The sequence below is a fragment of the Seonamhaeicola sp. ML3 genome (assembly GCF_023273855.1).
Classification (GTDB): domain Bacteria; phylum Bacteroidota; class Bacteroidia; order Flavobacteriales; family Flavobacteriaceae; genus Seonamhaeicola.
The window spans coordinates 1438467-1461297 of sequence record NZ_CP096884.1 but is presented as its reverse complement, the minus strand read 5'-3'; the positions used below and the strand labels follow the sequence as shown (position 1 = coordinate 1461297).

20 protein-coding genes are annotated in these 22831 nt (G+C 35.6%); 11 read left to right on the top strand and 9 right to left on the bottom strand.

All coding sequences use genetic code 11. The features are described from left to right. The first annotated feature begins 417 nt into the window (after positions 1-417). Both M0214_RS06630 and M0214_RS06625 read left to right on the top strand, forming a co-directional pair. Complete coding sequence (locus M0214_RS06630) at positions 418-1014, top strand: hypothetical protein (RefSeq protein WP_248724682.1); 597 nt, start codon at positions 418-420, stop codon at positions 1012-1014. Positions 1015-1280: 266 nt separating this feature from the next. Next, positions 1281-1877: a hypothetical protein gene (locus M0214_RS06625; RefSeq protein ID WP_248724681.1), complete on the top strand. Its 597-nt coding sequence runs from the start codon at positions 1281-1283 to the stop codon at positions 1875-1877. Between the two features lie 89 nt (positions 1878-1966). Here M0214_RS06625 and M0214_RS06620 read toward each other — a convergent pair whose 3' ends face one another. From M0214_RS06620 to M0214_RS06590, 7 genes are all read right to left on the bottom strand, one after another. Next, complete coding sequence (locus M0214_RS06620) at positions 1967-3040, bottom strand: PA0069 family radical SAM protein (RefSeq protein WP_248724680.1); 1074 nt, start codon at positions 3038-3040, stop codon at positions 1967-1969. A gap of 192 nt (positions 3041-3232) precedes the next feature. Then, entirely contained in the window at positions 3233-4015 is a 783-nt protein-coding gene (locus M0214_RS06615) for an enoyl-CoA hydratase/isomerase family protein (protein ID WP_248724679.1), read from the bottom strand. 78 nt (positions 4016-4093) lie between these two features. After that, entirely contained in the window at positions 4094-5578 is a 1485-nt protein-coding gene (locus M0214_RS06610; protein ID WP_248724678.1) for an ATP-binding protein, read from the bottom strand. 129 nt (positions 5579-5707) lie between these two features. Beyond that, the gene (locus M0214_RS06605; protein WP_248724677.1) at positions 5708-6256 is read right to left on the bottom strand and encodes a CopD family protein; all 549 of its coding nucleotides are present in this window, start codon (positions 6254-6256) and stop codon (positions 5708-5710) included. 5 nt (positions 6257-6261) lie between these two features. Continuing rightward, positions 6262-7281 (bottom strand): ferrochelatase, encoded by a 1020-nt coding sequence (gene hemH / locus M0214_RS06600; RefSeq protein ID WP_248724676.1) that lies wholly within the window; start codon positions 7279-7281, stop codon positions 6262-6264. 181 nt (positions 7282-7462) lie between these two features. Then, the gene (locus tag M0214_RS06595; protein WP_248724675.1) at positions 7463-7642 is read right to left on the bottom strand and encodes a hypothetical protein; all 180 of its coding nucleotides are present in this window, start codon (positions 7640-7642) and stop codon (positions 7463-7465) included. A 96-nt stretch (positions 7643-7738) separates the two neighbouring features. After that, positions 7739-8635, bottom strand: a complete 897-nt coding sequence (locus M0214_RS06590; RefSeq protein ID WP_248724674.1) for a helix-turn-helix transcriptional regulator — start codon at positions 8633-8635, stop codon at positions 7739-7741. 191 nt (positions 8636-8826) lie between these two features. On the opposite strand from M0214_RS06590, the gene hemA reads away from it, so the two are divergent. The 9 genes from hemA (at position 8827) to M0214_RS06545 (ending at position 17120) form a co-directional block, all read left to right on the top strand. Further along, entirely contained in the window at positions 8827-10086 is a 1260-nt protein-coding gene (hemA, locus tag M0214_RS06585; protein WP_248724673.1) for a glutamyl-tRNA reductase, read from the top strand. After that, complete coding sequence (hemC, locus tag M0214_RS06580; RefSeq protein ID WP_248724672.1) at positions 10079-11653, top strand: hydroxymethylbilane synthase; 1575 nt, start codon at positions 10079-10081, stop codon at positions 11651-11653. The genes hemA and hemC overlap by 8 nt, the downstream gene beginning before the upstream one ends. 162 nt (positions 11654-11815) lie before the next feature. Then, complete coding sequence (locus M0214_RS06575) at positions 11816-12172, top strand: four helix bundle protein (protein ID WP_248724671.1); 357 nt, start codon at positions 11816-11818, stop codon at positions 12170-12172. 44 nt (positions 12173-12216) lie between these two features. Then, positions 12217-13248, top strand: a complete 1032-nt coding sequence (gene hemE, locus M0214_RS06570) for a uroporphyrinogen decarboxylase (protein WP_248724670.1) — start codon at positions 12217-12219, stop codon at positions 13246-13248. 133 nt (positions 13249-13381) lie between these two features. Then, positions 13382-14140 carry an EI24 domain-containing protein gene (locus tag M0214_RS06565; RefSeq protein WP_248724669.1) on the top strand — a complete coding sequence of 253 codons (759 nt, stop codon included), beginning with the start codon at positions 13382-13384 and terminating at the stop codon, positions 14138-14140. Then, positions 14130-14672, top strand: a complete 543-nt coding sequence (locus M0214_RS06560) for a GNAT family N-acetyltransferase (protein WP_248724668.1) — start codon at positions 14130-14132, stop codon at positions 14670-14672. Before M0214_RS06565 ends, M0214_RS06560 begins: the two co-directional genes overlap by 11 nt. A gap of 2 nt (positions 14673-14674) precedes the next feature. Beyond that, complete coding sequence (gene hemF / locus M0214_RS06555) at positions 14675-15586, top strand: oxygen-dependent coproporphyrinogen oxidase (protein ID WP_248724667.1); 912 nt, start codon at positions 14675-14677, stop codon at positions 15584-15586. 144 nt (positions 15587-15730) lie between these two features. Continuing rightward, a complete protein-coding gene (gene hemB, locus M0214_RS06550; protein WP_248724666.1) occupies positions 15731-16717 on the top strand; it encodes a porphobilinogen synthase in 987 nt (328 codons plus the stop codon). Position 16718: 1 nt separating this feature from the next. Beyond that, complete coding sequence (locus M0214_RS06545) at positions 16719-17120, top strand: c-type cytochrome (RefSeq protein ID WP_248724665.1); 402 nt, start codon at positions 16719-16721, stop codon at positions 17118-17120. Positions 17121-17127: 7 nt separating this feature from the next. On the opposite strand, the gene M0214_RS06540 is transcribed toward M0214_RS06545, so the two are convergent. Together M0214_RS06540 and M0214_RS06535 are read right to left on the bottom strand one after the other, a co-directional pair. Then, positions 17128-19995, bottom strand: a complete 2868-nt coding sequence (locus M0214_RS06540; protein WP_248724664.1) for a hypothetical protein — start codon at positions 19993-19995, stop codon at positions 17128-17130. Continuing rightward, positions 19985-22753: a hypothetical protein gene (locus tag M0214_RS06535; protein ID WP_248724663.1), complete on the bottom strand. Its 2769-nt coding sequence runs from the start codon at positions 22751-22753 to the stop codon at positions 19985-19987. Before M0214_RS06535 ends, M0214_RS06540 begins: the two co-directional genes overlap by 11 nt. Positions 22754-22831: the final 78 nt, after the last annotated feature.

Sequence of the window (22831 nt, the reverse complement as noted above, 5' to 3'; positions counted from 1 at the left end):
GATGTTTTTCAAGGTGTATTACTGCTGTATCTTTGTACCGTAAGTTGTTGTTATCGAAAACAACGAGTTGCAAAACAGGAAGTTTTTTGAACTTCTATGAGAAATAGTAAAAATTTTCATAAAGCATACATTAATAATTAGTTTAATGTCTTATTTAGTTTAGTTGGTAGAAGTGGGCTGTGGTGGCCCACTTTTTTTTTGCTTTAATTCTGAAAAATTCTATTTACTCAATATATATACCTAAATCGATTTCCTAAATTCTAAAGGAAATTAACTCCAACTTATGGTATATTAACTTAACATAAACTTAGCATAAAATTAACAGGTAATTTAGCATACAAATTTGTCAAAATCAATGTTTTATGCTTCCTAAAACCCCTATACATTTGTAGTATAAAACGTTAAAAACACCAAATCATGAAAAACGTATTATCAAACACAAAAAAAGTAATTTTAATGGTAGCAACAATGGCTACGGTTATGGGTTACGCTAACGAGATTTCTTTTATTAATTATGAAAGCGATCTTAGATCTGCCTCATTAACAATCGAAAATGTTAAGCAAGGCAACCTACTCTCTATTAAAGATGTAAAAGGTGTCACATTATATAAAGAAGTAATAGAACAAAACGGACTATATAATAAGGACTTTGATCTTAGCAGCTTTAAAGATGGTAGTTATATACTAGAACTGGAAAAAGATATGGAAATCAACACCATTCCTTTTACCGTGGCGCTAAACGAGGTTTCTTTTAACAAAGAAGAAGAAACTACAGTTTATAAGCCGTATGTACGAGAAAGTGATGGGCTTATACTTGTTACAAAGCTAGCTCTTGAAAAAGAACCACTTTACGTAAAAGTATATGGTATTTATGATGGTGATACCGAATTACTATTCTCTGAAACCATAAAAGGAACTCAAGCCATTGAAAGGGCTTATAAATTAGAAGAAGGAAGCTACAAAATTGTAATTCGTTCCAATAATAAAGATTTTACAAAATTCATTAATTATTAGTTTAATGTCTTATTTAGTTTAGTTGGTAGAAGTGGGCTGTGGTGGCCCACTTTTTTTTGCTCTAATTCTAAAAAAGTCTATTTACTGTAATAGATACCTAAATCGGTTTTCTAAAGGAAATTAACTCCAACTTATGGTATTTTATCTTAACCAAAACTTGATATAAAATTAACAGATAATTTAGCATATAAATACATCAAAATCAATGTTTTAAGTTATTCTAAATCCCCATAAATTTGAAGTGTAAAACGTTAAAAACAATACAGATGAAAAACGTATTATCAAACACCAAAAAAGTAATCTTAATAGTAGCAACAATGGCTACGGTTATGGGTTACGCAAACGAGATTTCTTTAACTAGATATGGTAAAGATCTAAAATCTACCGCTTTAACAATAGAAAATGTTAAAGAAGGCAACTTACTTTTTATTAAAGATGTATATGGAAGCGTACTATATAAAGAAGTTATAGAGCAAACAGGTCTTTATACAAAAGGATTTGACCTAACGGCACTTCCAGATGGTAATTATTCTTTTGAACTAGAAAAGGATATGGAAATTAAAACCATGCCATTTACAGTCGATTTTAAAGAAGTTACTGTAAATGAAAATCAAGAAACGACAGTTTATAAACCTCATGTAGATCAAAAAGACGGTTTAATATACATTACCAAACTAGCACCAGCAAAAGAGCCGTTGGCTGTTAAAGTTTTTGGGCTATATGACAATGACTCAGAGCTTTTGTTTTCTGAAACCATTACAGATACGCAAAGCATTGAGCGTATTTATAAACTAGAAGCAGGAAGATATAAGATTGTATTCTCAACCAACAACAAGGAATTTACAAAGTTTATCAATAAATAGTTTAGTTCTTAGTTTATTTAGTTTTGCTAGAAAGCGCGCCAATGGCGCGCTTTTTTAATGTCTTTTTAATAAAGCAACTAAACGCCCATTCAAAACAGTTTTAATTGTCCGTGTTTATACTGCTCATGCAGATGGGTATTAAGCTTGGGCATTGTTTTGTTTTTAAAATACTTGAGCTTAGCCAATCTTACCAAAGTATTAATTTGCTCTGCAATTTTTCCTTCACCACGCATTCTAGTACCATACCTACTATCATTTAAACTGCCGCCATGGCAATTTTCTATTTGATGCAAAACTTTATCTGCTCTATCGGGCATGGTTTTTTTTATCCAATCGGTGAAAATTTCGCCAATAGCACCATTTAATCTAACAACCGTATGTCCTATCGATAAGGCACCATAATCGGCAGCTGCTTTGGCCAGGGGCAAAATTTCATGACTGTTTATGGCGGGAATAATGGGAGCAATCATCACATTTACAGGAACTCCATTTTCGGTTAGGGTTTTAACCGTTTCTAACCTGCGCTTAATACTGGCTGTTCTGGGCTCTAGTATGCGTCTAGTTTTTTCAGATAACGAGGTAATGGAAATGTTCACTCCAATTAAGCCCTCTTTTGCCAATGCTTTTACGATATCTAAATCCCTTAAAATAAGTGCATTCTTAGTTATGATACCAACCGGATGCCGGTACTTTAAAAACACTTCTAAACACTGCCTTGTGATCTTATAAGTTTGTTCCGCAGGCTGATAACAATCTGTATTCCCAGACATAACAATGGTTTGTGCTTTCCAGCTAGATTTTTTTAATGTGTCCTCCAGAAGTTTTGGCGCTTCTTTTTTTACCAAAATACGCCTTTCAAAATCTAAACCCGCACTGTAACCCCAGTATTCGTGTGTGTTTCGAGCATAACAATAAATACAACCATGCTCACAGCCTTGGTAAGCATTCATGCTATACATCATGCCAACATCCGGACTCTTTACCTTATTAATTATACTTTTAGGAAAGACCTCTAAATATCGCGTTTTATTTGTATCGGCCTTTTCGCCTTCTTTATGGCAAAACTCCAGAAAATCGTCTCGGGTGTCGTGACTTAATTCGAAAAAACGATTAGGGACGTTAAGCTGCGCGCCACGTCCTTTTATAACAGACTTGGGGTCCATAATTGTGAAAATTTAAAAAGTTATTGGGAATACCTGCTTTATAAAAGTACTTAGAAATTCAACTCAAAAATGTTAAAGCAAAAATGGGTTATTAACAATATTGATTTTGTAAAAAATTTCATCTACCTTCGTTTAACAACTCATAAGGTTCATTGAAACGAAACTTTATCTATGCATTAAACAAAACCCAACCTATTTCCCCGGAAACTCAGCCTTACGTTTTTCTAAAAAAGCTGTGGTACCTTCGGTGAAATCTTCAGTTCCAAAGCATTTACCAAAGGCTTTAATTTCAACCTCGTAACCATTAATACCCTCTTCAAAACTAGCATTAACGGCTTTAATAGCTTCAGCAACAGCAACCATTGAGTTTTTTGTAATCTTATTTGCTATGGTTTCGCAAAGTGGTAATAGTTCATCTTGCGTGGTCACATGATTTACCAAACCAAAGTCTAGCGCCTTATTGGCATCTATCATACCGGCGGTCATGATCATTTCCATAGCACGCCCCTTACCCACCAATTGGGTTAAACGTTGTGTACCACCATAACCCGGAATAACCCCAAGAGAAACCTCCGGAAGTCCCATTTTAGCATTATCGCTGGCCACTCTAAAATGACAGGCCATAGCCAATTCCAAACCGCCACCTAAAGCAAATCCGTTTACCGCAGCAATAACAGGCGTAGACAATTGCTCTACAAAACTAAATAGTATTTTTTGGCCATTAGCCGCTAAATACTCGCCCTCTTCTATGGTATAATCTGCAAACTCACTAATATCTGCACCAGCAACAAAGGCTTTTTCACCGCTTCCGGTTAGAATAATGACTTTGGTATCTTCGTCTAAATCCGCCTCTTTAAACGCGTGGTGCAACTCATTAATGGTTTCTTGGTTTAAGGCATTTAACTTTTTGGGGCGGTTAATGGTAATGGTCGTAATGCCATTATCATATTCGGTAAGGATGTTATTGAAATTCATTTTTAATATGTTATGGATTCCTACTTTCCTTAGTCACTTCGACTACGCTCAGTGCGACAAAGGGATTTTCAGGAAATTTTATTCTTTAGGAAATGTTACTTTAAAGGTTGTGCCTTTATCTTTTTTAGACTGAAACGAAATATTGCCGTTATACGTATCTACAATATTTTTTACCATAGCCAAACCAAGCCCCATGCCACTGGTTTTGGTTGTAAACTTAGGTTCGAATACCTTATCTTTATTTTCTTCGGAAACTCCCGAACCATTATCGGATACGGTTAGGACCACATTTTTGTTTTTTGTACTTACATGAACTGCAATTCGTGGCGTTCGGTTTTCTGGCATGGCCTGAATCCCATTCTTAACCAAATTGGTAACTACCCTAATGAGTTGGGTTCGGTCGAACTTAGCGATAACCTCATCAAACTCCGATGTAAAGACTATATAATCTTCATTAAAAATATCTAAAGCCAACTTTACAATCTTTACAACATTAAGCGTTTCATTTTGCTGCGCTGGCATTTTAGCAAAATTGGAAAAAGCCGAAGCTATTGAGCTCATGGTATCAATCTGCTGAATGAGTGTTTTACTGTACTCGTCGACTTTTAAATTAATATTAGGGTCTTTAGGGTCGAACTTACGTTGAAAATTCTGTACTGTTAAACGCATGGGCGTTAATGGATTCTTAATTTCATGGGCCACTTGCTTTGCCATTTCACGCCAGGCCTGTTCACGCTCGCTGCGTGCTAATTTAACAGCACTTTCTTCGAGCTCATCAATCATATTATTATACGAATTTACCAGTATCGAAATTTCTTCGCTGGTAGCATCGATATCGATTTTCTTATTACGTTTTTCTAGGCGTGTAGATAAAATTTTATCACTAATAGCTTGCAACGATTTGGTAATAAACTTAGACAATAAAAAGGCGATGGCAATCGCTGTTAAAAGAATAATTATAAACGCAAAACCAATACGTTTTAAGAACTCCATAAGCTCCATTTCTAAAAAATCGCCTTTTTCTAAATAGGGAAGATTTAGTATGGCCAAAGGTTTAGAATTTTTATCTAAAAGAAAGGTGTAAGACGACTGAAACGTTTCTCCATTTTCGCTTAAAGTGTCTACATGCCTATGCTCTGGTGTGTTAGAAATTTCACTTAATTCTATCTTATTAAATATGGCATTCAGGATTTCGGCATCAAGACACTGAGATGCTTCGTTGTACTGAATTCCTGCTCGAGACGACAATAAGAGGTTCCCTTCTAAATCGTAAAGATTAATTTGAAGCCTGTGAATATTAGCAACGTTATAGATTTCATCCTTAAAGATTAAAGGCAGATTTTCGGTCTTTATTTCCCAGGTGTTATACCTGCCATTTAAAAACCGTTTTAAGTGCGTTTGTATATTCTTTTCCTTACGTTTTAATCGGTTAGAATGATAGTCTGTACTTTGTTCCTTATACTGATAAATAGCTACGGCAGAAATTAGCACAGAGGCCATTAACACCAAAAGAATCATTGCTAAAAAAATACGGGTACGTAAGGAAAGATTTTTTAAGTTCATTTGGTAATTTAATGCTTAAAGATAACAATAATCGCACCAAAAAATGCGATGCATTAAATTCCAATTTTAAAAAGTTCAAACTCTAAACAAATACCATTTAGACTTTGGTTCTTATAACTTGAAATTTAGTTAGGCTTCTGGGTTTTTCTCCCTGATACGCTTGTAAATTTTGAAGCCAAGCATAATAAGCACTCCCAAAATCAACATCCCTACAATACCCCAAATCCAATTGATACTACTTTTTAAAATGACCAAAAAGATGACAGCGAATAGAATGAAGGTAGCTCCCTCATTCCAAATACGCATGTAACTCGACGATTTTTTACAAGTATCGTTTTGAAGCTGCTTGTAGTATTTATGACTCACAAGATGATATATGAAAAGTAAAACGACGAACCCCAACTTTACGTGCATCCAGGGTTGTTTTAGCCAAAAAGGATTGATAATTAATAACCATATGGCGAAGATGGTACATAAAATCGCCGAGGGCCATGTAATGATATACCATAAACGCTTGGCCATGAGCTTAAGCTGCTTGCCCAAAATCTCCTTCTCTGGCGATGGTTTTTGAGACGCTTCAATCTGATATACAAATAACCTTGGAATATAAAATAACCCTGCAAACCAAGTAACTACAAAAATTAAATGAAACGACTTTATGTAATTATAATAGTCCATTAAGGTTAGTTTTTAGACCAATCGGTTATCCATTTTGATAATAAATTTACGAAGTCATCATCATCATTTAAACATGGAATTGTAGTAAACTGGTCACCTCCCACTTCGTGGAATATCTCCTCCCCTTCCATAGCAATTTCTTCGAGTGTTTCCAAGCAATCACTAACAAAGGCAGGTGTAACAATAGCCATGTTTTTAGTGCCCTGTTTTCCCAGGCGTTCTATAGTCCTATCGGTGTAAGGCTGTAACCATGGGTCGAATCCTAAACGCGATTGAAATGATGTAGAATATGTACCTTCTTCAAGCTGAAGAAATTCGCCAACCAGTCGGGTTACCTCCAAACATTGGTGTCTATAGCAAAACTCGTGTGCTTTACTTGGCGTGGCACAACAACTGCCATCAATTTTACAATGCGATTTAGTAACGTCACTTTTTCTAATGTGGCGCTCTGGAACCCCATGATAAGAGAACAATAAATGTTCGTAATTTTTACCCTGCAGATGATGTTTAATGGAATTAGCGAGTACCTCAATATAGTCTGCTCTGTTATAGAACGCGGGTACAGAATCTATTTTAAGGTTTGGAAAATGAAGCTTTCTCAACTCTTCTGCCTTAACTAAAATGGTTTCAGTAGTAGCCATTGCAAACTGGGGATACAAGGGGAAAAGCAACACCTCATCAACTCCTTGGTCTACCAATTCCCTGAGACCTTTTTCTATGGTCATACTACCGTAACGCATAGCTAATGCCACGGGAACATCAACTTGTTTTTGAATTTTATCTTGAAGACGCTCTGAGATTACAATAAGCGGGGAACCTTCTTCCCACCAAATTTTCTTGTAAGCAGCGGCAGAAGCTTTGGGGCGGGTTTTTAGAATGATACCCCTTACCAGCAATGCTCTTGCCGTGTATGGTATATCGATGACACGCTCATCCATTAAAAATTCGCCTAAATACTTTTTTACATCTTTTGGGTCTGGACTATCTGGAGAGCCAAGATTAACGAGTAAGATTCCTTTTTTCATCTAATGCAAAATTTTTATTTCCTGATAATGAAACAAATAAAAACTTTATGCTTAGATCAACCAACACGCTTTTACAATAGAAGAGTTTAATTATTTAGGTCGGTAAACAACAAATTAAATTTATCTGTGTTCATTTTATGTTGTAAAAATACAACACAAAATCTAAACAACAGACCTCTAGTTATGTATTTAAATTATGTTTTTTAGCAGTTTGATAATGGTATGAAAGCGGCTTTTTTTCATGATCATAACAATCTTGAAAAATACCACAGGATTTACTCTGCCTTATTAAAGATTTTTTACTTGTAGTACCGTTGCGACGTTTATAAAACGCTTCGATTTCTGGGGATAAAAATTTCATGACTTGGGGGTTTAGGTTAAAAATTTTTAATCTCTATGTACTCAAAAATACTAAAAAAATATAATTAACGCAAAAAACCCTACAAATAGGAATGCGCTAACTTAGAGACATCAGGTATTTTTTTGGTGTTGTCCCATACTTTTTCTTAAATGCAGCGATGAAATGACTTGAGGTGCTATAACCAACCTTAAGTCCTACTTCGTTTACATTATCATCGCCAGATTCTAGTAACTTTCGAGCCACTTCCATTTTATAATCGAACAAAAAGCTAAACACCGAATCGCCATAAATTTGCTTAAAGCCCTCCTTTAATTTCTTTAAACTAAGCCCGATTTCATCCGCTAGCTCTTGTAAGCTTGGAGGTTCGGCCATACGAGATACAATGATATCCTTAGCATTTCTAATTTTTATAACATTGGCTTCGTCAACTAAAAAAGGACATTGCTCCACATCGGCTTCCTCACTTCTATTGAAATACAAACTCAGCAGCTCATATGCTTTGCCCTTAAAGTATATGTGTTTAATGGCAGTGTTAAGATTATAGTTTATTAGCTGATTTAAAACAATGGCCATAGATGGTGAAATAACACCATCTTTGTAATACTTCTTGTCCTTATTCTCTTCATTCAAGAAGACTATATGATCAGCTTCTTGAGAAAAGAGTCCGTGAAATTTTTTAATTGGTATGAGAACTGAAACAATCCACGAATTAGGAGCTACTTGAAGATTAATGGGTAACTCTCTCTGTGGGTTGTATAACAATAAAGAGTTTTCTTCGTGTATATCAAGCATGTATCGCCCTTGGTTAAAAACAAACTTTGCCGTCCCTTTTACACAAAAATGAAACTGTATAAAAGAACTATCTATGTCTTTAGAAACACTTTGAGCGATACTTTTTTCGTTTTTAAAGGTCAGGACCAAAACTCCGTCATCAACATTTGTTTCGTTGAAAGCACTTTCAGCGACATTTTTTTCGACTATTTTTTCACTCATATTTGCTTATTATTTAGAATGATTCCAGATTAACCCTTTGAAAACTGCCTATTTCACTACAAAAATATGACATTTATCATATTTTAACATGAAAAGTGGTTAAAAAACTTAAAACGATACTAAAAGTTCTTTGAGCGTTATTTTTTTTTTAGCGATGGTTCTATTTTTGCTCTGCACAGTCAGGTAACATTATGCACACATACAATATTTCTAGAAGTAAAAACTTTTATGCCATTGGTTTAAGCTACAAAAAAGCCGATGCGAAAATAAGAGGTCACTTTAGTTTAAGTGATGATTCTAGAACTCTTTTGCTCGAACAGGCCAAAGAAAGTCATATTGAAAGTTTGATAGTTACCTCTACGTGTAACCGAACTGAAATTTATGGCTTTGCAGAGCATCCATTTCAACTCATAAAATTACTTTGCGATAATACCGAAGGTACAGTTGACGAATTCCAAAAAGTAGCCTACGTTTACAAAAATAAAGAAGCCATAAGCCACATGTTTCGCGTTGGTTCTGGATTAGATAGTCAGATTTTAGGTGATTTTGAAATTATCAGTCAGTTAAAATCAAGCGCCAACCTTTCCAAAGAGCATAACTTACTTAATCCATTCCTGGAGCGCCTAATAAATGTAGTCATTCAGGCCAGCAAACGTATTAAAAACGAAACGGAACTGTCTTCTGGAGCAACTTCTGTGTCTTTTGCGTCGGTTCAATATATACAAAAACATATTGAAGATGTTTCTAGCAAAAACATATTGCTGTTTGGTACTGGTAAAATTGGAAGAAATACTTGTGAAAATTTGGTAAAGCATACCAAAAACGAGCACATCACCTTAATTAATCGTACAAAAGATAAGGCCGAAAGAATAGCTGGAAAATTTAACTTAATAGTTAAAGATTATGCCAACCTACAGGAGGAAGTTAGTAGTTCAGATATATTAATTGTTGCAACCGGAGCACATAGACCAACCATAGATAAACAACTAATACAATCTAAAAAACCTTTACTTATCTTAGATCTGTCTATACCAAAGAATGTAGATGAAAATGTAAACGACCTAGATAACGTCACACTTGTTCATTTAGATTATTTATCGCAAATGACCGATGAAACTCTAGAAAAACGCAAAGCCTATATTCCTCAAGCAGAAAATATTATTGCGGAAGTGAATGCCGAGTTTAATGCTTGGCTGGAAACCAGGAAATTTGCGCCTACAATCAAGGCTTTAAAGCATAAACTTGCTGATTTTGCTACTGCAGAATTGGATACACAACGTAAAAAATTATCCGACTTTAACGAAGAGCAAGCCAACATTATCAGTAAAAATATTATTCAGAAAATCACTAATCACTTTGCACATCACCTAAAAGATGACAATAGTTCTACAGACGATAGTCTAGAACTTATTAAAAAAGTGTTTCAGCTAGAAGGATCCCAAAATGTCTAAAACCATTAAAATTGGTACTCGCGATAGTGAATTAGCACTATGGCAGGCCAAAACTGTTCAGCAACAACTTGAAAATTTAGGTTACAAAACAGAACTAGTCCCGGTTAAATCTACCGGCGATATTGTATTAGACAAACCCCTCTACGAGCTTGGTATTACAGGCATATTTACAAAAACGTTAGATATTGCTTTATTGAATAACGACATCGATATCGCCGTACATTCACTAAAAGATGTACCAACCATTTTGCCAAAAGGCATTGTTCAGGTGGCCGTTTTAAAACGTGGTAATGTAAATGATACGCTTGTTTTTAAAAATAACGAAGAATTTCTAAGCGCAAAGGAAGCTATTATTGCTACAGGAAGTTTAAGAAGACGTGCCATGTGGTTAAATCGCTATCCAACCCATACGGTTGTAGATTTGCGTGGTAATGTGAATTCCCGTTTGCAAAAATTAAAAGATAATGATTGGAATGGTGCTATTTTTGCCGCAGCAGGAATTGGTAGAATTGGCATTAGACCAGATGAATCCATAAACCTTGATTGGATGGTGCCTGCACCTGCTCAAGGTGCTATCATGATAGCGGCTTTAGGTGAGAATGATTATGCCGTAGAGGCTTGTGCCCAGTTAAATCATGAAGAAACCGAAATCTGTACCACTATAGAACGTGAGTTTTTAAATAAACTAGAAGGCGGCTGTACGGCTCCTATTGGCGCTTTAGCAAGGATTAAAGACGAGGAAATCACCTTTAAAGGCGTGCTTTTAAGTAAAGATGGTTCTAAAAAGATTGAGATAAAACGGGTTCAGCAATTAGGAAGACATCAAGATATTGCGGAATATGCCGCTAACTATATCATTGAACGTGGCGGTAAACGTTTAATGGATGATATTAAAAATGAAAGCAAAAAAACGAATGTCTACTCCACCAAATCACTAACTGAAGACCAACGGTTGTTATTTCATGAAAAAGTAAAGGCAGATAGCTCTGATTTCATAAAAACAAATCCGAACCGAATTCATAAGCGCGTTGTAAAAGAAGAAATTCAAAACGTTATCATAACCAGTAAGAATGCAGTAGATGCTCTGCTTATGAACTTTCCTCCGGAAGAATTACAGTTTAAAAATATTTATTGCGTTGGTAGACGCACCAAACGACTTGTTGAAAATAAAATTGGTAAGGTTACCCATTCTGAAAAAAACGCTAAGGCCTTGGCAGAATACTTGGTTGAATTTATTGAAGGAACTGAAGTTACCTACTTCTGTAGTGATTTAAGATTAGATGATTTACCTACCATATTGGAGGAAAATCATATCAAGGTAAATGAGGTGGAAGCCTACCAAACAAAATTTGACGGCATAGCGCTTGATGATACTGTAAATAGTGTGATGTTTTACAGTCCATCAACAGTTCAAAGTTATAAGCAGAAAAACGATAAAGACATTGTGGCATTTTGCATTGGAGAAACCACTGCAAAGGAAGCACGTAAGCATTTTAAGGAAGTTAAAATAGCTAAAGTGCCAACGGTAGAAAGTGTTATTGAGTTGGTGAATGAGCATTATGTATAGCTGTTAGCTGTTAGCTGTTAGCTGTTAGCTGTTAGCTGTTAGCTGTTAGCTGTTAGCTGTTAGCTGTTAGCTGTTAGCTGTTAGCTGTTAGCTGTTAGCTGTTAGCTGTTAGCAAACCTATTAAGCTAATAGCCAAAGGCCAAAAGCTAAACACCAAAAAAAATGAGAGATTTCAGAAAACTAGACATATGGAAGAACGGAATTGAACTGGTAACGCAGATATATCAATTATCCGACAAATTACCTTCCGAAGAAAAGTTTGGTTTAAGAAGTCAGATTACAAGAGCGGCTGTTTCAGTTCCATCGAATATTGCTGAGGGTTGTAGCAGAAATAGTGAAGTAGAGTTTAAACGCTTTCTTGAGATAGCAATCGGCTCTTTATTCGAAGTGGAAACCCAACTAGTAATTGCTCAAAAATTAAAATTTATAGAAGAAAAAGAACTAGAATCTATTTTTACTTTAGTCCAAAAAGAAGCGAAAATGATAAATAGTTTAATAAATAAAATTAAAAACAGTTAACGCTTTTCAGCTAATAGCTAAAAGCCAAAAGCTAAACGCTAACTATGATAAAGAACGATTTATTTTTAAGAGCACTAAAAGGTGAAACGGTTGACCGCCCGCCAGTATGGATGATGCGTCAAGCAGGACGTTATTTACCAGAATTTATGGCCATCCGTGAGAAATACGACTTTTTTACACGATGCCGAACTCCCGAATTAGCCAGTGAAATTACGGTGCAACCTATCCGCAGATATGGTATGGATGCTGCTATTTTATTCAGTGATATTTTGGTAATTCCGCAAGCCATGAATATTGAGGTACAAATGAAACCAAATTTTGGGCCTTATCTGCCAAATCCTGTTCGCTCTCAAAAAGACGTTGATAATGTTATCGTTCCAGACGTAAAAGTTGAATTGGATTATGTTTATCAGGCCATAAAAGCTACCAAGGAATTATTAAATGATGACATTCCGTTGATTGGTTTTGCGGGGTCTCCATGGACCATTCTTTGTTATTGTGTACAAGGCCAAGGCAGTAAAACGTTTGACAAAGCCAAGGAATTCTGTTTTACGAATCCGATAGCTGCACACCAAATGCTTCAAAAAATAACCGATACCACTATTGCTTATCTTAAAGAAAAAGTAAAAGCTGGTGTTAACGCGGTTCAAGTATTCGATTCTTGGGGAGGCATGTTATCACCAAACGATTATCAAGAGTTTTCCTGGCAGTATATCAATCAGATTATTGAAGCTCTTAAAGACGAAGCTCCTGTAATTGCCTTTGGTAAAGGGTGTTGGTTTGCGCTTGGAGATATGGCTAAGAGTAATGCTTCGGCATTAGGTGTAGATTGGACCTGTTCTCCGCGAAATGCCCGTTATTTAACCGGTGGAAACATTACGTTACAGGGTAATTTTGACCCCTCAAGATTGTTATCACCACCTGCTGAAATCAAAAAAATGGTTACTCAAATGATTAACGATTTTGGCAAGGATAAATACATTGTAAATTTAGGTCATGGAATTTTGCCAAACATACCTTTAGACAATGCTAAAGCATTTATAGATGCTGTAAAAGAATATAAAAGCCCCTCTTAACCTGTCTGTCGACAGGCAGGTCTCCCCAAAGGGGGAGAAACTGTAACTCATAAGTTTTTTATAAGTTACGGATAACTAATAATTTAAACGTAAACCATTCCCTCTCCTTGGAGAGGGTTAGGGAGAGGCCATTATGATTAAAAAAATATCAGCAGGAATTAAAGCCTACTTCGGAGCCTTTGGTTTAATATCTAAACTAAAACTTTGGAAGTATTTTGCCGTACCTATGGGTATTAGTTTAATAACAGCTATTGCCATATTCACTTCCGCTTATGGTCTTTCAGATAATATTGGTAGTTTTATTTCAAGAATTTGGATTTGGGATTGGGGCAAAGAAACATTCGCAACCATTAGCTCATTTATTGGCGGATTAATTGTTCTAATCATTGGCCTAATCCTTTTCAAACACATTATCATGGCGCTTTCGGCGCCATTTATGAGTCCCGTTTCAGAAAAAATTGAAGCCCATTTAACTGGAACCCAACCTCACTCCAATAGAGACACTTCGTTTATGCAACAGTTGTGGCGTGGCATTAGAATAAACCTTAGAAACCTGATGATGGAACTGGTATTAACCATTCCAATACTCATTTTAAAATTCATTCCCATAGTCAACATTTTCTCAACCATTCTGTTATTTTTAATGCAAGCCTATTATGCTGGTTTTGGTAATATGGATTATACGTTAGAGCGTCATTTTACATATAGAGATAGTATTCAATTTGTGAGGAAACATAAAGGTGTAACTATTGGAAACGGTATTGTGTTTTTGCTACTTTTATTTGTTCCAGTAATTGGCGTTATTTTAGTGCTTCCGCTTTCGGTTACAGCGGCATCCGTTAAAACTGTGGAAACCTTAAACCTAGATAACAAACTGCAACATGTTGTTTAGTTCCAGTACTTTTAAAATCAATCCCATCAATACACAAGATGCCTGGAATATCTGCAATTTCGTTAATGCCAATGAGGACCGATTAAGGCGTTATTTCCCAAAAACCTTAGCTCAAAATTTAAATCCAGATTTATCTAAATTTTATGTAGACAAAAAGGTAAATCAGTTTAACAAGAAAGAACTCTTTTTATTTACCCTTAAACCTAAAGACACCAATAAAATAATTGGACTGATCTTCCTAAAAGAAATTAATTGGAATAAAAAGCAAGGCGAATTTGCATATTGCATCCATTATGAAAATGAAGGACAAGGTATAACAACCAAGTCTATCAATTTTTTATCCAATTATGCCTTTAATGAATTTGAGTTGAAAACGCTTCAAATTATTGTTCACAAAGACAATATAAGCAGTAAAAAAGTGGCTGAAAATTGTAATTTTACTTGGATAAAAACATTAGAAAAAGAATATACGCCGCCAGGAGAAGCCCCTTTAGATATGGAGCTTTACGAACTATATAAAGAAGTAAAATAATTATGAAAGACAAGTTCTATCAATACATACAAAATTTACAAAATCAAATCACCTCAAAACTAGAAGAGCTAGATGGTAAGGCTACGTTTCAGGAAGACATTTGGAAACGCCTGGAAGGTGGAGGCGGAAGAACGCGCGTTATTGAAAATGGCAATGTGTTCGAAAAAGGCGGTGTCAATATTTCTGGTGTTCATGGCAAACTACCAAAGTCTATGCAAGCTTACTTTAACGTTGGTGATGTAGACTTTTTTGCCTGCGGATTAAGCTTGGTCATTCACCCTAAAAACCCAATGGTGCCAACAGTACATGCTAACTGGCGCTATTTTGAAATGTATGATGAAGATGGGGCTATTATTGATCAATGGTTTGGTGGCGGACAGGATTTAACACCATACTACCTGTTTGAAGAAGATGCCAAACACTTTCATGAGGTATGTAAAACCGCCTGCGACAAACATAATCCAGAATTTTATCTTAAGTATAAAGCACGTTGCGATGAGTATTTTTATAACGCACATAGGAACGAAGGTAGAGGCATTGGCGGTTTATTTTTTGATTATTGTAAAGCTTCGGATGATATGACTATGGAAAACTGGTATGATTTCGTCACCGAAGTAGGTGATAGTTTCTTGGATGCTTATGTGCCAATTGTTGAAAAACGAAAAGAATTACTATACACAGAAGCCAATAGAACATGGCAGGAAATCCGTCGTGGTCGTTATGTAGAATTTAATTTAGTACATGATAAAGGCACATTGTTCGGTTTAAAAACCAACGGACGTATTGAGAGTATCCTAATGAGCTTACCGCCTCACGTGCAGTGGGTTTATGATCATCAGCCAGAAGCAGGCAGTGAAGAAGAAAAATTACTAGCAGTATTGAAAAATCCAGTGGATTGGGTAAAAGCCCCCTAACCCCCAAAAGGGGGAACTCTTACTCGCATAAATTTTAAAAACAAAAATAATAGTCACTTTTTATCTCTATTTTTGGGGAAAAAGTTTTTAAACCCTATTCACCCCTAATAGGTATTCCCCCCTTTGGGGGATAGGGGGCAAAGTATGTATCCACTTAGAAGAAACCGAAGATTAAGAACTAACGAAGCTATTCGTTCATTGGTTCGTGAAACCGTAATAACACCAAACGACTTTTTAGTACCACTTTTTGTGGTTGAAGGCAAAGGGGTTAAAGATGAAATTCCATCAATGCCCAACTACTATCGTTATAGTTTAGATTTACTTGAAAACGAAGTAAAAGAGCTTTGGAAACTCGGATTAAAATCGGTGCTGCTTTTTGTTAAAGTACCCGATAATTTAAAAGATAATAAAGGCACAGAGGCCTTAAACCCAAACGGATTAATGCAACGCGCGATTAAAACCGTGAAAAATGCATGTCCTGATATGTTAGTCATGACCGATGTGGCTCTTGACCCTTATTCGGCTTATGGCCATGATGGTATCATTGAAAACGGACAAATCATCAATGACGAAACTGCAGAAGTTCTTGCAGATATGAGTATATCTCACGCGCAAGCTGGTGCCGATTTTGTTGCGCCAAGTGATATGATGGACGGCCGTATTTTAACTATTCGTGAAGCGTTAGAAGATGAAGGATTTACTAATACTGGCATTATGAGCTATTCGGCTAAATACGCTTCGGCATTTTATGGACCTTTCCGTGATGCTTTAGATTCTGCTCCTGTAGATATTCAAGATATTCCAAAAGACAAAAAAACCTATCAAATGGATTACGCCAATAGGTTTGAAGCCGTTCGTGAAACCGAAATGGATATAGATGAAGGCGCAGATATCGTGATGGTAAAACCTGGAATTTCCTATTTAGATATTGTTAGGGAAATAAAAAACGATGTCGATGTCCCTGTAGCAGTTTACCAAGTTTCTGGAGAATATGCCATGATTAAAGCGGCTGCCGAAAAAGGTTGGCTAGACCATGACCAAATAATGATGGAAACCACTATGGCTTTTAAGCGTTCTGGTGCCGATATTATAGCATCCTATTTTGCAAAAGACGTTGTGAAATTATTATAGATTGAAGAAAATTGCGTTTATATTCTCACTGGTTGTAATTTTAGGATTTACAATAATAATTCTTGTCTGGAGAGTTAATAGAACTGAAATACATATCACCAAAGACCCTCAACCGATTTGTGGAAATGAACGTATTTTAAATGACGAACAACAAGAAGGTAAGATAATTTTCAACATAAATTGTGCTTCTTGTCACCAACTAAAAGGCAATGTAGACCCTCCATTACTTCAAAACAACTTTAAGAATTACACTTTAGAGCGTTTTCAAAAATTTGTAACAAACGAAGAACGGAATAGGGAAAACGTCTTTGGAAATGTTGAATGCATGTCTTTTCCAAAGTTAACCGAACAAAAAATAGAATATGTTTACCGGTATATTACTTATTCCTTAAGTTCAGAATAATCAAAATTTACTTTTCCAGATTTTCTTCAACAGTATAGGTTGTTTCAAAATAACCCAATTTCCCATCTTGGGTAATGGCCTCGATGAGAATAAGTTTATCGCCTGTGCTGTCATCATTATAAAACTCCAGTTGCGCTTCACCTTTCTTATCGGCAGTCATTGAAGGTTGCCAATGAATCACCGGGCGCAAATCTGGTATATCCCAATCTTCTGGTTTTATAGTTTCGTATTTAGGGGCATAAAACTCTCGTTTGGCCGAAAGCCCTGTAATAGTAGCTTTATATATACCCTTTGGCGGGGAAAGCGCTGCTATTCCATTACTTCCGTAGGTGTATATACTAATAATCCCAGCGTTAGGTAATAAACCAAATTTTTCGGCTAATGAATCAGATGGATGTCGCGGAAATGCCTCAAAATAATAATCGGCTAAATTACCCTTTGGTTTTCTTAAAATTTCAACACTCTTTATATTTTCAACAGCTAAAAAAGGTAAAAGTGGATAATCTATACCTTCTACCACTTCTCCATCTATAACTATGAACGCAATAAGTGTTTCTGCAATTTTAGGTATTTCTATATGCTTAACAATTGTATCTTGAGGTGTAAATAAAGGGTCGGGATAAAGATAAAAGGCCTCTGCCGGAAAACTAAAATTTTCAAAATAAATATCGTCTGGGTACTTAGTACGTAGAAGATCATAAAGGCCAGACATCCATGCTTCTTCCTCCTGAACCAGTTCTTTGTTCTCGATTACCACATCGGGTACGCCATGTAGTTTAAACATTTTTTCACGCTCTGGAGTTACGTTATATCCTGTGAGTTCTACCGCATCGAGTTCTACAGTATCATCAGAGAGGTTAAAACCACCTGTAACTCGTTTTTCCTCGGTTTTAATCTTTAAAATTTCTGAGATAATCGTATCTGGTAATGCCACTGCTTCTGCCCTTTCGTAAACAATCTTTGGAGCTGGTAAAGGTTTATCTATGTTTATGTCAAAATTTTTCGCCTTTCCTTTTTTATTTGCCGATTGTATCAATATTTCGAGTTCGTCTGTGTAATGGTCTCTTAAGTTAAATACAAAATTCCCGATACTGTCTACGGTTTGCGTATAAATACCTGGTGGTTTGCCTGAAGTGAGCATGGTTAAATCTACGCGTTTTTTAGGCGCTTTTTTCTCATTAAAAGCAGAGCGTATATGTCCTGAGATTTGCATGGCAACTTCGGGCTTTATATCGAAACTAAAATTGGTGTCGTTGTTATTAAATACATAATTTCGCCAACCCTGGGTGAGCATAAGCGCATCTAAATCGCGTTTTCTATATATATTCTTTTTATCAAAATATACGCTGGGGGTTTCTATAAAACCCTTTAATTCTGAGTGCAACAAAAAATACGATAATATATCGGGATGATAATTTCGGTTTGCAGACAATTTATCCTTGTCCATGACCAGAGTAGAGAAGTTTGCTGGGACGGATTTACCGTCCTTATTTGTAATACTAAGGTCTAAAACCGTTTTATCTCGCTTGGTGTAAGCCTCCTTATCTGTACTCGCTGTTATATAGAGCAAACTACTTTCATCAAAATTAAAAAACAAACGTTCGCAAACAGGTAGGTTATAACTATTAAAAAGTGTTATGCCAACAACACCATTGGGGAGTTCGGTTTTCTTTACTAGGGCTTCATGCTTTCCATTCTCTAAAATAAAAGGATGTTTTTGGATTAATACCCCGCGGCTTTTAACTTCAACATAAAGACTGTCTTTGGTTTCGATATTGCTCTTTATGCTCAAACCCATAAACTCACTCGTTTCTCCTACACTCAAAAGATACCCAGTTTCCATCACTTTTGGCAAAGGGTATTTATAAGCTAGTTCATCGGCCCCCATTATCTTTCCATAATAGGTCTTATTTTTATTGGGCTTAAAGAACACAAACCCCATACCTATTTTGTTGGTTGAAAAAGGTGTGACTATACTATCGGTTTCATCAACAATGTAACCGCTAACTTCAGCTCCTAAACCTTCACCATTAATAGATTTGTAGGCCACTTTATTTGTAAAACCATCAACCATCTTTCCGCCCTCTGGAAAAAATTGCAGGTCTAAAAAGTTATTATTGAGTACAATAGTTTTAGAATAGGTACTTTCTACCTTACGCTTTCGGTTTTTTAATTTGGTATCCTCTAACTTTACCCTAAGCTCTAGCTTAAATAGGTCTTTAGGAACTACGTACTCAATTGCATATTGTCCATTAACAGGTTTTACCTCGATGGAATCCTGTAATTCTTCTGAGGCAAGGTATATTCTTAAGTCCTTTTTGTAATCTCGTTTTAGTGTTTCTGGGTGTATTTTTGCAGTTATTTTTAATTCATTCGTTCCTGTCTCAGTTAACGCTACATCTGAAACAACGTCTTGCTTTCTTTTAAGATTTAACTTGAATACATCGATATATTGTTTAAAAACAAAATCCGACTCAAAATTACTGTTCCATCTCGTATAGGCCCTTAACAAATAACGGCCCGGAGAAAGGTTATCGCCTAAGTCGAAAAAACTATCGGCCAGTCCATTTTCTAACTTGAGCTTTTTTGTGGTTACAACGTTCTCATCGAAATCGATAAGCTCTACATGCAAAATACCACTTAATTTCGACGGAGCATTTAAAGCATTGGTAACAATAGCCTTAAACCAAATGGTTTCTCCGGTAGCGAAAATAGTATTACTAAGCTGAAGGTATATCTTCTCGGAAAATGATGATTTAGAAGCTTTTGTTGTACTCTTAGCTTCTTGAGCTCCGGTTAATGGCCCAAAAAAAAGGAATAGGCAAACACATGCCACCAGTGTAAAATAGGAGGATTTCATTTTATTACTTCTCATGGTTTTCTTCTACGGTATAAGATGTTTCAAAATAGCCAATGCTTCCATCTGGTGATATACTCTCTACTACTACCAGCATATCGCCTGTGTTATCTGCATTATAAAAATTAATTTGAGCCTCACCCCTTTCGTTAGTTGTTATAGAAGGCTCCCAATGAATAACCGAACGTAGATCTGGTATATCCCAATCTTCATCTTTCAAATCATCATATTTAGGTGCATAAAACTCCCTTATTGGGGTAAACCCAGGTATTCTTGTTCTCGTTATACCTGTATCATGCTGTACAGAAAAAAGTCCCTCGCCTGCATAGGTATAAATATTTATGAAAGAAATTATTGTATCAGGCTTGAGTGCATATAATCTACCGAAAACTTCTATCTCATACTGTCTGTCATTTTTAGGCCTCTTTACTATTTCAATACTTTTTATTTGCTTGGTTGGTAATGTCTCTAAAAACCTATAATCTTGAATTTTAACAGGTACACCATCAACTATTACAAATGTAAAATCTGCATTATGTGAAATCGCATATAAAACCCCGTCTCCCCCTTCTCGTATCCTAATATCATCCGGAAATTTATACAAAAGAACACTATATAACCCAAAATCCCACTTTTCAACTTTCTGTTGTAGTTCGTCATTTTCGATTACAATATCCGGCGGACCTTGTAATTTTATCATTTCTTCGCGTTCTGGCGTCATTTTATAACCGCTAATATTCACAACATCCAAAGCAATCGTATTGCTTGAGATTTTAAAATCGTCTTCTGTTTCTCTTCTCTCTAAACTTTTCTCAACATAAAAGTTTATACTGTCTGGGAATTGAATTTTCTCTTCTCTTTTAAAACTAATCAATGGGGCTTTTTTCTCATTAAGAACAAAGGTAAAATCCTTTAACCTACCGTTTTTACTGCTAGTAGTTTGTACCAACAACTCTATTGGGTCGCCATAAATATCGCCTAGAGGAAAACTAAAGTTTCCCGTGGTATCAATCTTTTGTTGAAAAATTCTTGAAGGTTTTCCCTTAGCAACAAGTGTTAAGTCAACAGGCTTTCGTGGTTTCTTGTCTATATTTATATACCCACGAAGTTTTCCAGAAATATGCATTTCCTTTTCTGGCTGATGCTTCACCACAAAAGAATCTAGAAGTTTATATTTATAATTTCGCCACCCTTGCGTAAGCATTAACGCATCCATATTTCTATATCTTGAATCGTTGTTCGGATTAAAATAGCTTGCTGCATTTTCAATTTTTCCCTTTAGTTCGGAAGTCAGAAAAAAATACGAATAAATGTTGGGCCTATATTGAGGCAACTCACCTAGAGTTTCTTTATCAAAAACTAATACCGATAAATTTGAAGGTTTGTTTTGGAAAGGGTAATCTTTTATTTTCAAATTAATAGTTGCTTTATCTCTTTTACTATAAGATTCTAAATTGGTTTCTGCACTAATATCAAGTAAGTTGTCTTCCTTATGGTTAAAATATAACCGTTCCAAAATAGGCTGGTTCCTCATATTGTAAACTGTTATTATTACAATACCTTGAGGTAACATTTCTTTTTCAAAAATAACATTAGTCTTGTCTGGTTTAAACTTTAAACTTAATTCATGATAGGTCTTACCCCTAGAGGTTAGCTTAATTTTTAGACTATCTTGAAAAGCGTGATTGGTTTTAACCTTTAGATGGACATACTTTTCATAGGTTTTTAAAGAGAGTACACTTCCAACTTTTTTCACATCGGGCATTGGATACTTGTACACCTCACCATTATCTCCTTTTATCTGGGCAAAGTATAATTTATCTTTTTCTGGAAGCAATCTAAAGGAGCCCATACCCAAATTATTACTTACAAAAGGCACTATCTTGTTATCCAAATTATCTACTATATAGCCTTTTACCGCTTTTCCTTTGTTGTGAGCATTCAATGCTTTAAAACCAACTTTAGACGTTAACCCAGATACGAGACTTCCCCCTTCTGGGAAGCACTGAAAATCCAAATAGTCTTCATCGACAATTACGGTTTGACTTTGAGTATTCAAAAACTCTCGGCCAAAATTTTTGACTTTAGCCGAATCTAGTTTAAGTTCTAGTTTAGCCTTAACAACATTAGCAGGTAATACATAGTTAAATTGGTATAAACCAGATTCATTTTTGTTTAAAATAATAGTGTCTTTCTCAAGACCCATGTCCAATCCTAAACGTATCCTCCCTTTATATTCTGGATTTATAGTTTTGGGGAAAACCTGGGCTGATAGTTCAAACCTGTCTTTTTCAATTTCAGATAATGTTATATTCCTTATAGCTTCTTTCTTTACTCCAACCTGATTAAATGCAAAAACATCGATGTAGCGATTGGTTATGAAATTTTGCCCAAAGTTTTTATTCCATTCGGTATATGCCCGAACCAAGTATCGCCCTGGTGGATAATCTTCTTCTAATTGAATTGAAGTATGTGCAATGCCATCATCAAGTTTTAACATCTTTTTGTCTATAACCTGCTCATCGAAATCAATTAACTCCACATACAGGATACGACTTAGTTTAGAGGGTTTATGTTCTAAAGAATTGGTTACGATAGCTTTTAACCATACCGTCTCATTGTTGGTAAATATAGTACTGCTTAACTGTAGGTATATCTTTTCTGCGAAAACACCTTTTCTAAGGCTATCTATTGGCTCGTTAGTTTGAGCAAATCCATAAACATAAACGAATAGAAAAAAGATTTTGATACAATAACAGACAACAAATCTCTTCATTCTTATACGTGTTTTCTTTCTTTAAAAATAAAGAAAATCTACCTCCTTTAGAAATATTTAGTATTAATTAACTTTTGT

Excerpts from the sequence above, each read along its gene's own strand:
- M0214_RS06630 (WP_248724682.1), top strand. The coding sequence starts at position 418 with ATGAAAAACGTATTATCAAACACAAAAAAAGTAATTTTAATGGTAGCA.
- M0214_RS06625 (WP_248724681.1), top strand. The coding sequence starts at position 1,281 with ATGAAAAACGTATTATCAAACACCAAAAAAGTAATCTTAATAGTAGCA.
- M0214_RS06620 (WP_248724680.1), bottom strand. The coding sequence starts at position 3,040 with ATGGACCCCAAGTCTGTTATAAAAGGACGTGGCGCGCAGCTTAACGTC.
- M0214_RS06615 (WP_248724679.1), bottom strand. The coding sequence starts at position 4,015 with ATGAATTTCAATAACATCCTTACCGAATATGATAATGGCATTACGACC.
- M0214_RS06610 (WP_248724678.1), bottom strand. The coding sequence starts at position 5,578 with ATGAACTTAAAAAATCTTTCCTTACGTACCCGTATTTTTTTAGCAATG.
- M0214_RS06605 (WP_248724677.1), bottom strand. The coding sequence starts at position 6,256 with ATGGACTATTATAATTACATAAAGTCGTTTCATTTAATTTTTGTAGTT.
- hemH (WP_248724676.1), bottom strand. The coding sequence starts at position 7,281 with ATGAAAAAAGGAATCTTACTCGTTAATCTTGGCTCTCCAGATAGTCCA.
- M0214_RS06595 (WP_248724675.1), bottom strand. The coding sequence starts at position 7,642 with ATGAAATTTTTATCCCCAGAAATCGAAGCGTTTTATAAACGTCGCAAC.
- M0214_RS06590 (WP_248724674.1), bottom strand. The coding sequence starts at position 8,635 with ATGAGTGAAAAAATAGTCGAAAAAAATGTCGCTGAAAGTGCTTTCAAC.
- hemA (WP_248724673.1), top strand. The coding sequence starts at position 8,827 with ATGCACACATACAATATTTCTAGAAGTAAAAACTTTTATGCCATTGGT.
- hemC (WP_248724672.1), top strand. The coding sequence starts at position 10,079 with ATGTCTAAAACCATTAAAATTGGTACTCGCGATAGTGAATTAGCACTA.
- M0214_RS06575 (WP_248724671.1), top strand. The coding sequence starts at position 11,816 with ATGAGAGATTTCAGAAAACTAGACATATGGAAGAACGGAATTGAACTG.
- hemE (WP_248724670.1), top strand. The coding sequence starts at position 12,217 with ATGATAAAGAACGATTTATTTTTAAGAGCACTAAAAGGTGAAACGGTT.
- M0214_RS06565 (WP_248724669.1), top strand. The coding sequence starts at position 13,382 with ATGATTAAAAAAATATCAGCAGGAATTAAAGCCTACTTCGGAGCCTTT.
- M0214_RS06560 (WP_248724668.1), top strand. The coding sequence starts at position 14,130 with ATGTTGTTTAGTTCCAGTACTTTTAAAATCAATCCCATCAATACACAA.
- hemF (WP_248724667.1), top strand. The coding sequence starts at position 14,675 with ATGAAAGACAAGTTCTATCAATACATACAAAATTTACAAAATCAAATC.
- hemB (WP_248724666.1), top strand. The coding sequence starts at position 15,731 with ATGTATCCACTTAGAAGAAACCGAAGATTAAGAACTAACGAAGCTATT.
- M0214_RS06540 (WP_248724664.1), bottom strand. The coding sequence starts at position 19,995 with ATGAGAAGTAATAAAATGAAATCCTCCTATTTTACACTGGTGGCATGT.
- M0214_RS06535 (WP_248724663.1), bottom strand. The coding sequence starts at position 22,753 with ATGAAGAGATTTGTTGTCTGTTATTGTATCAAAATCTTTTTTCTATTC.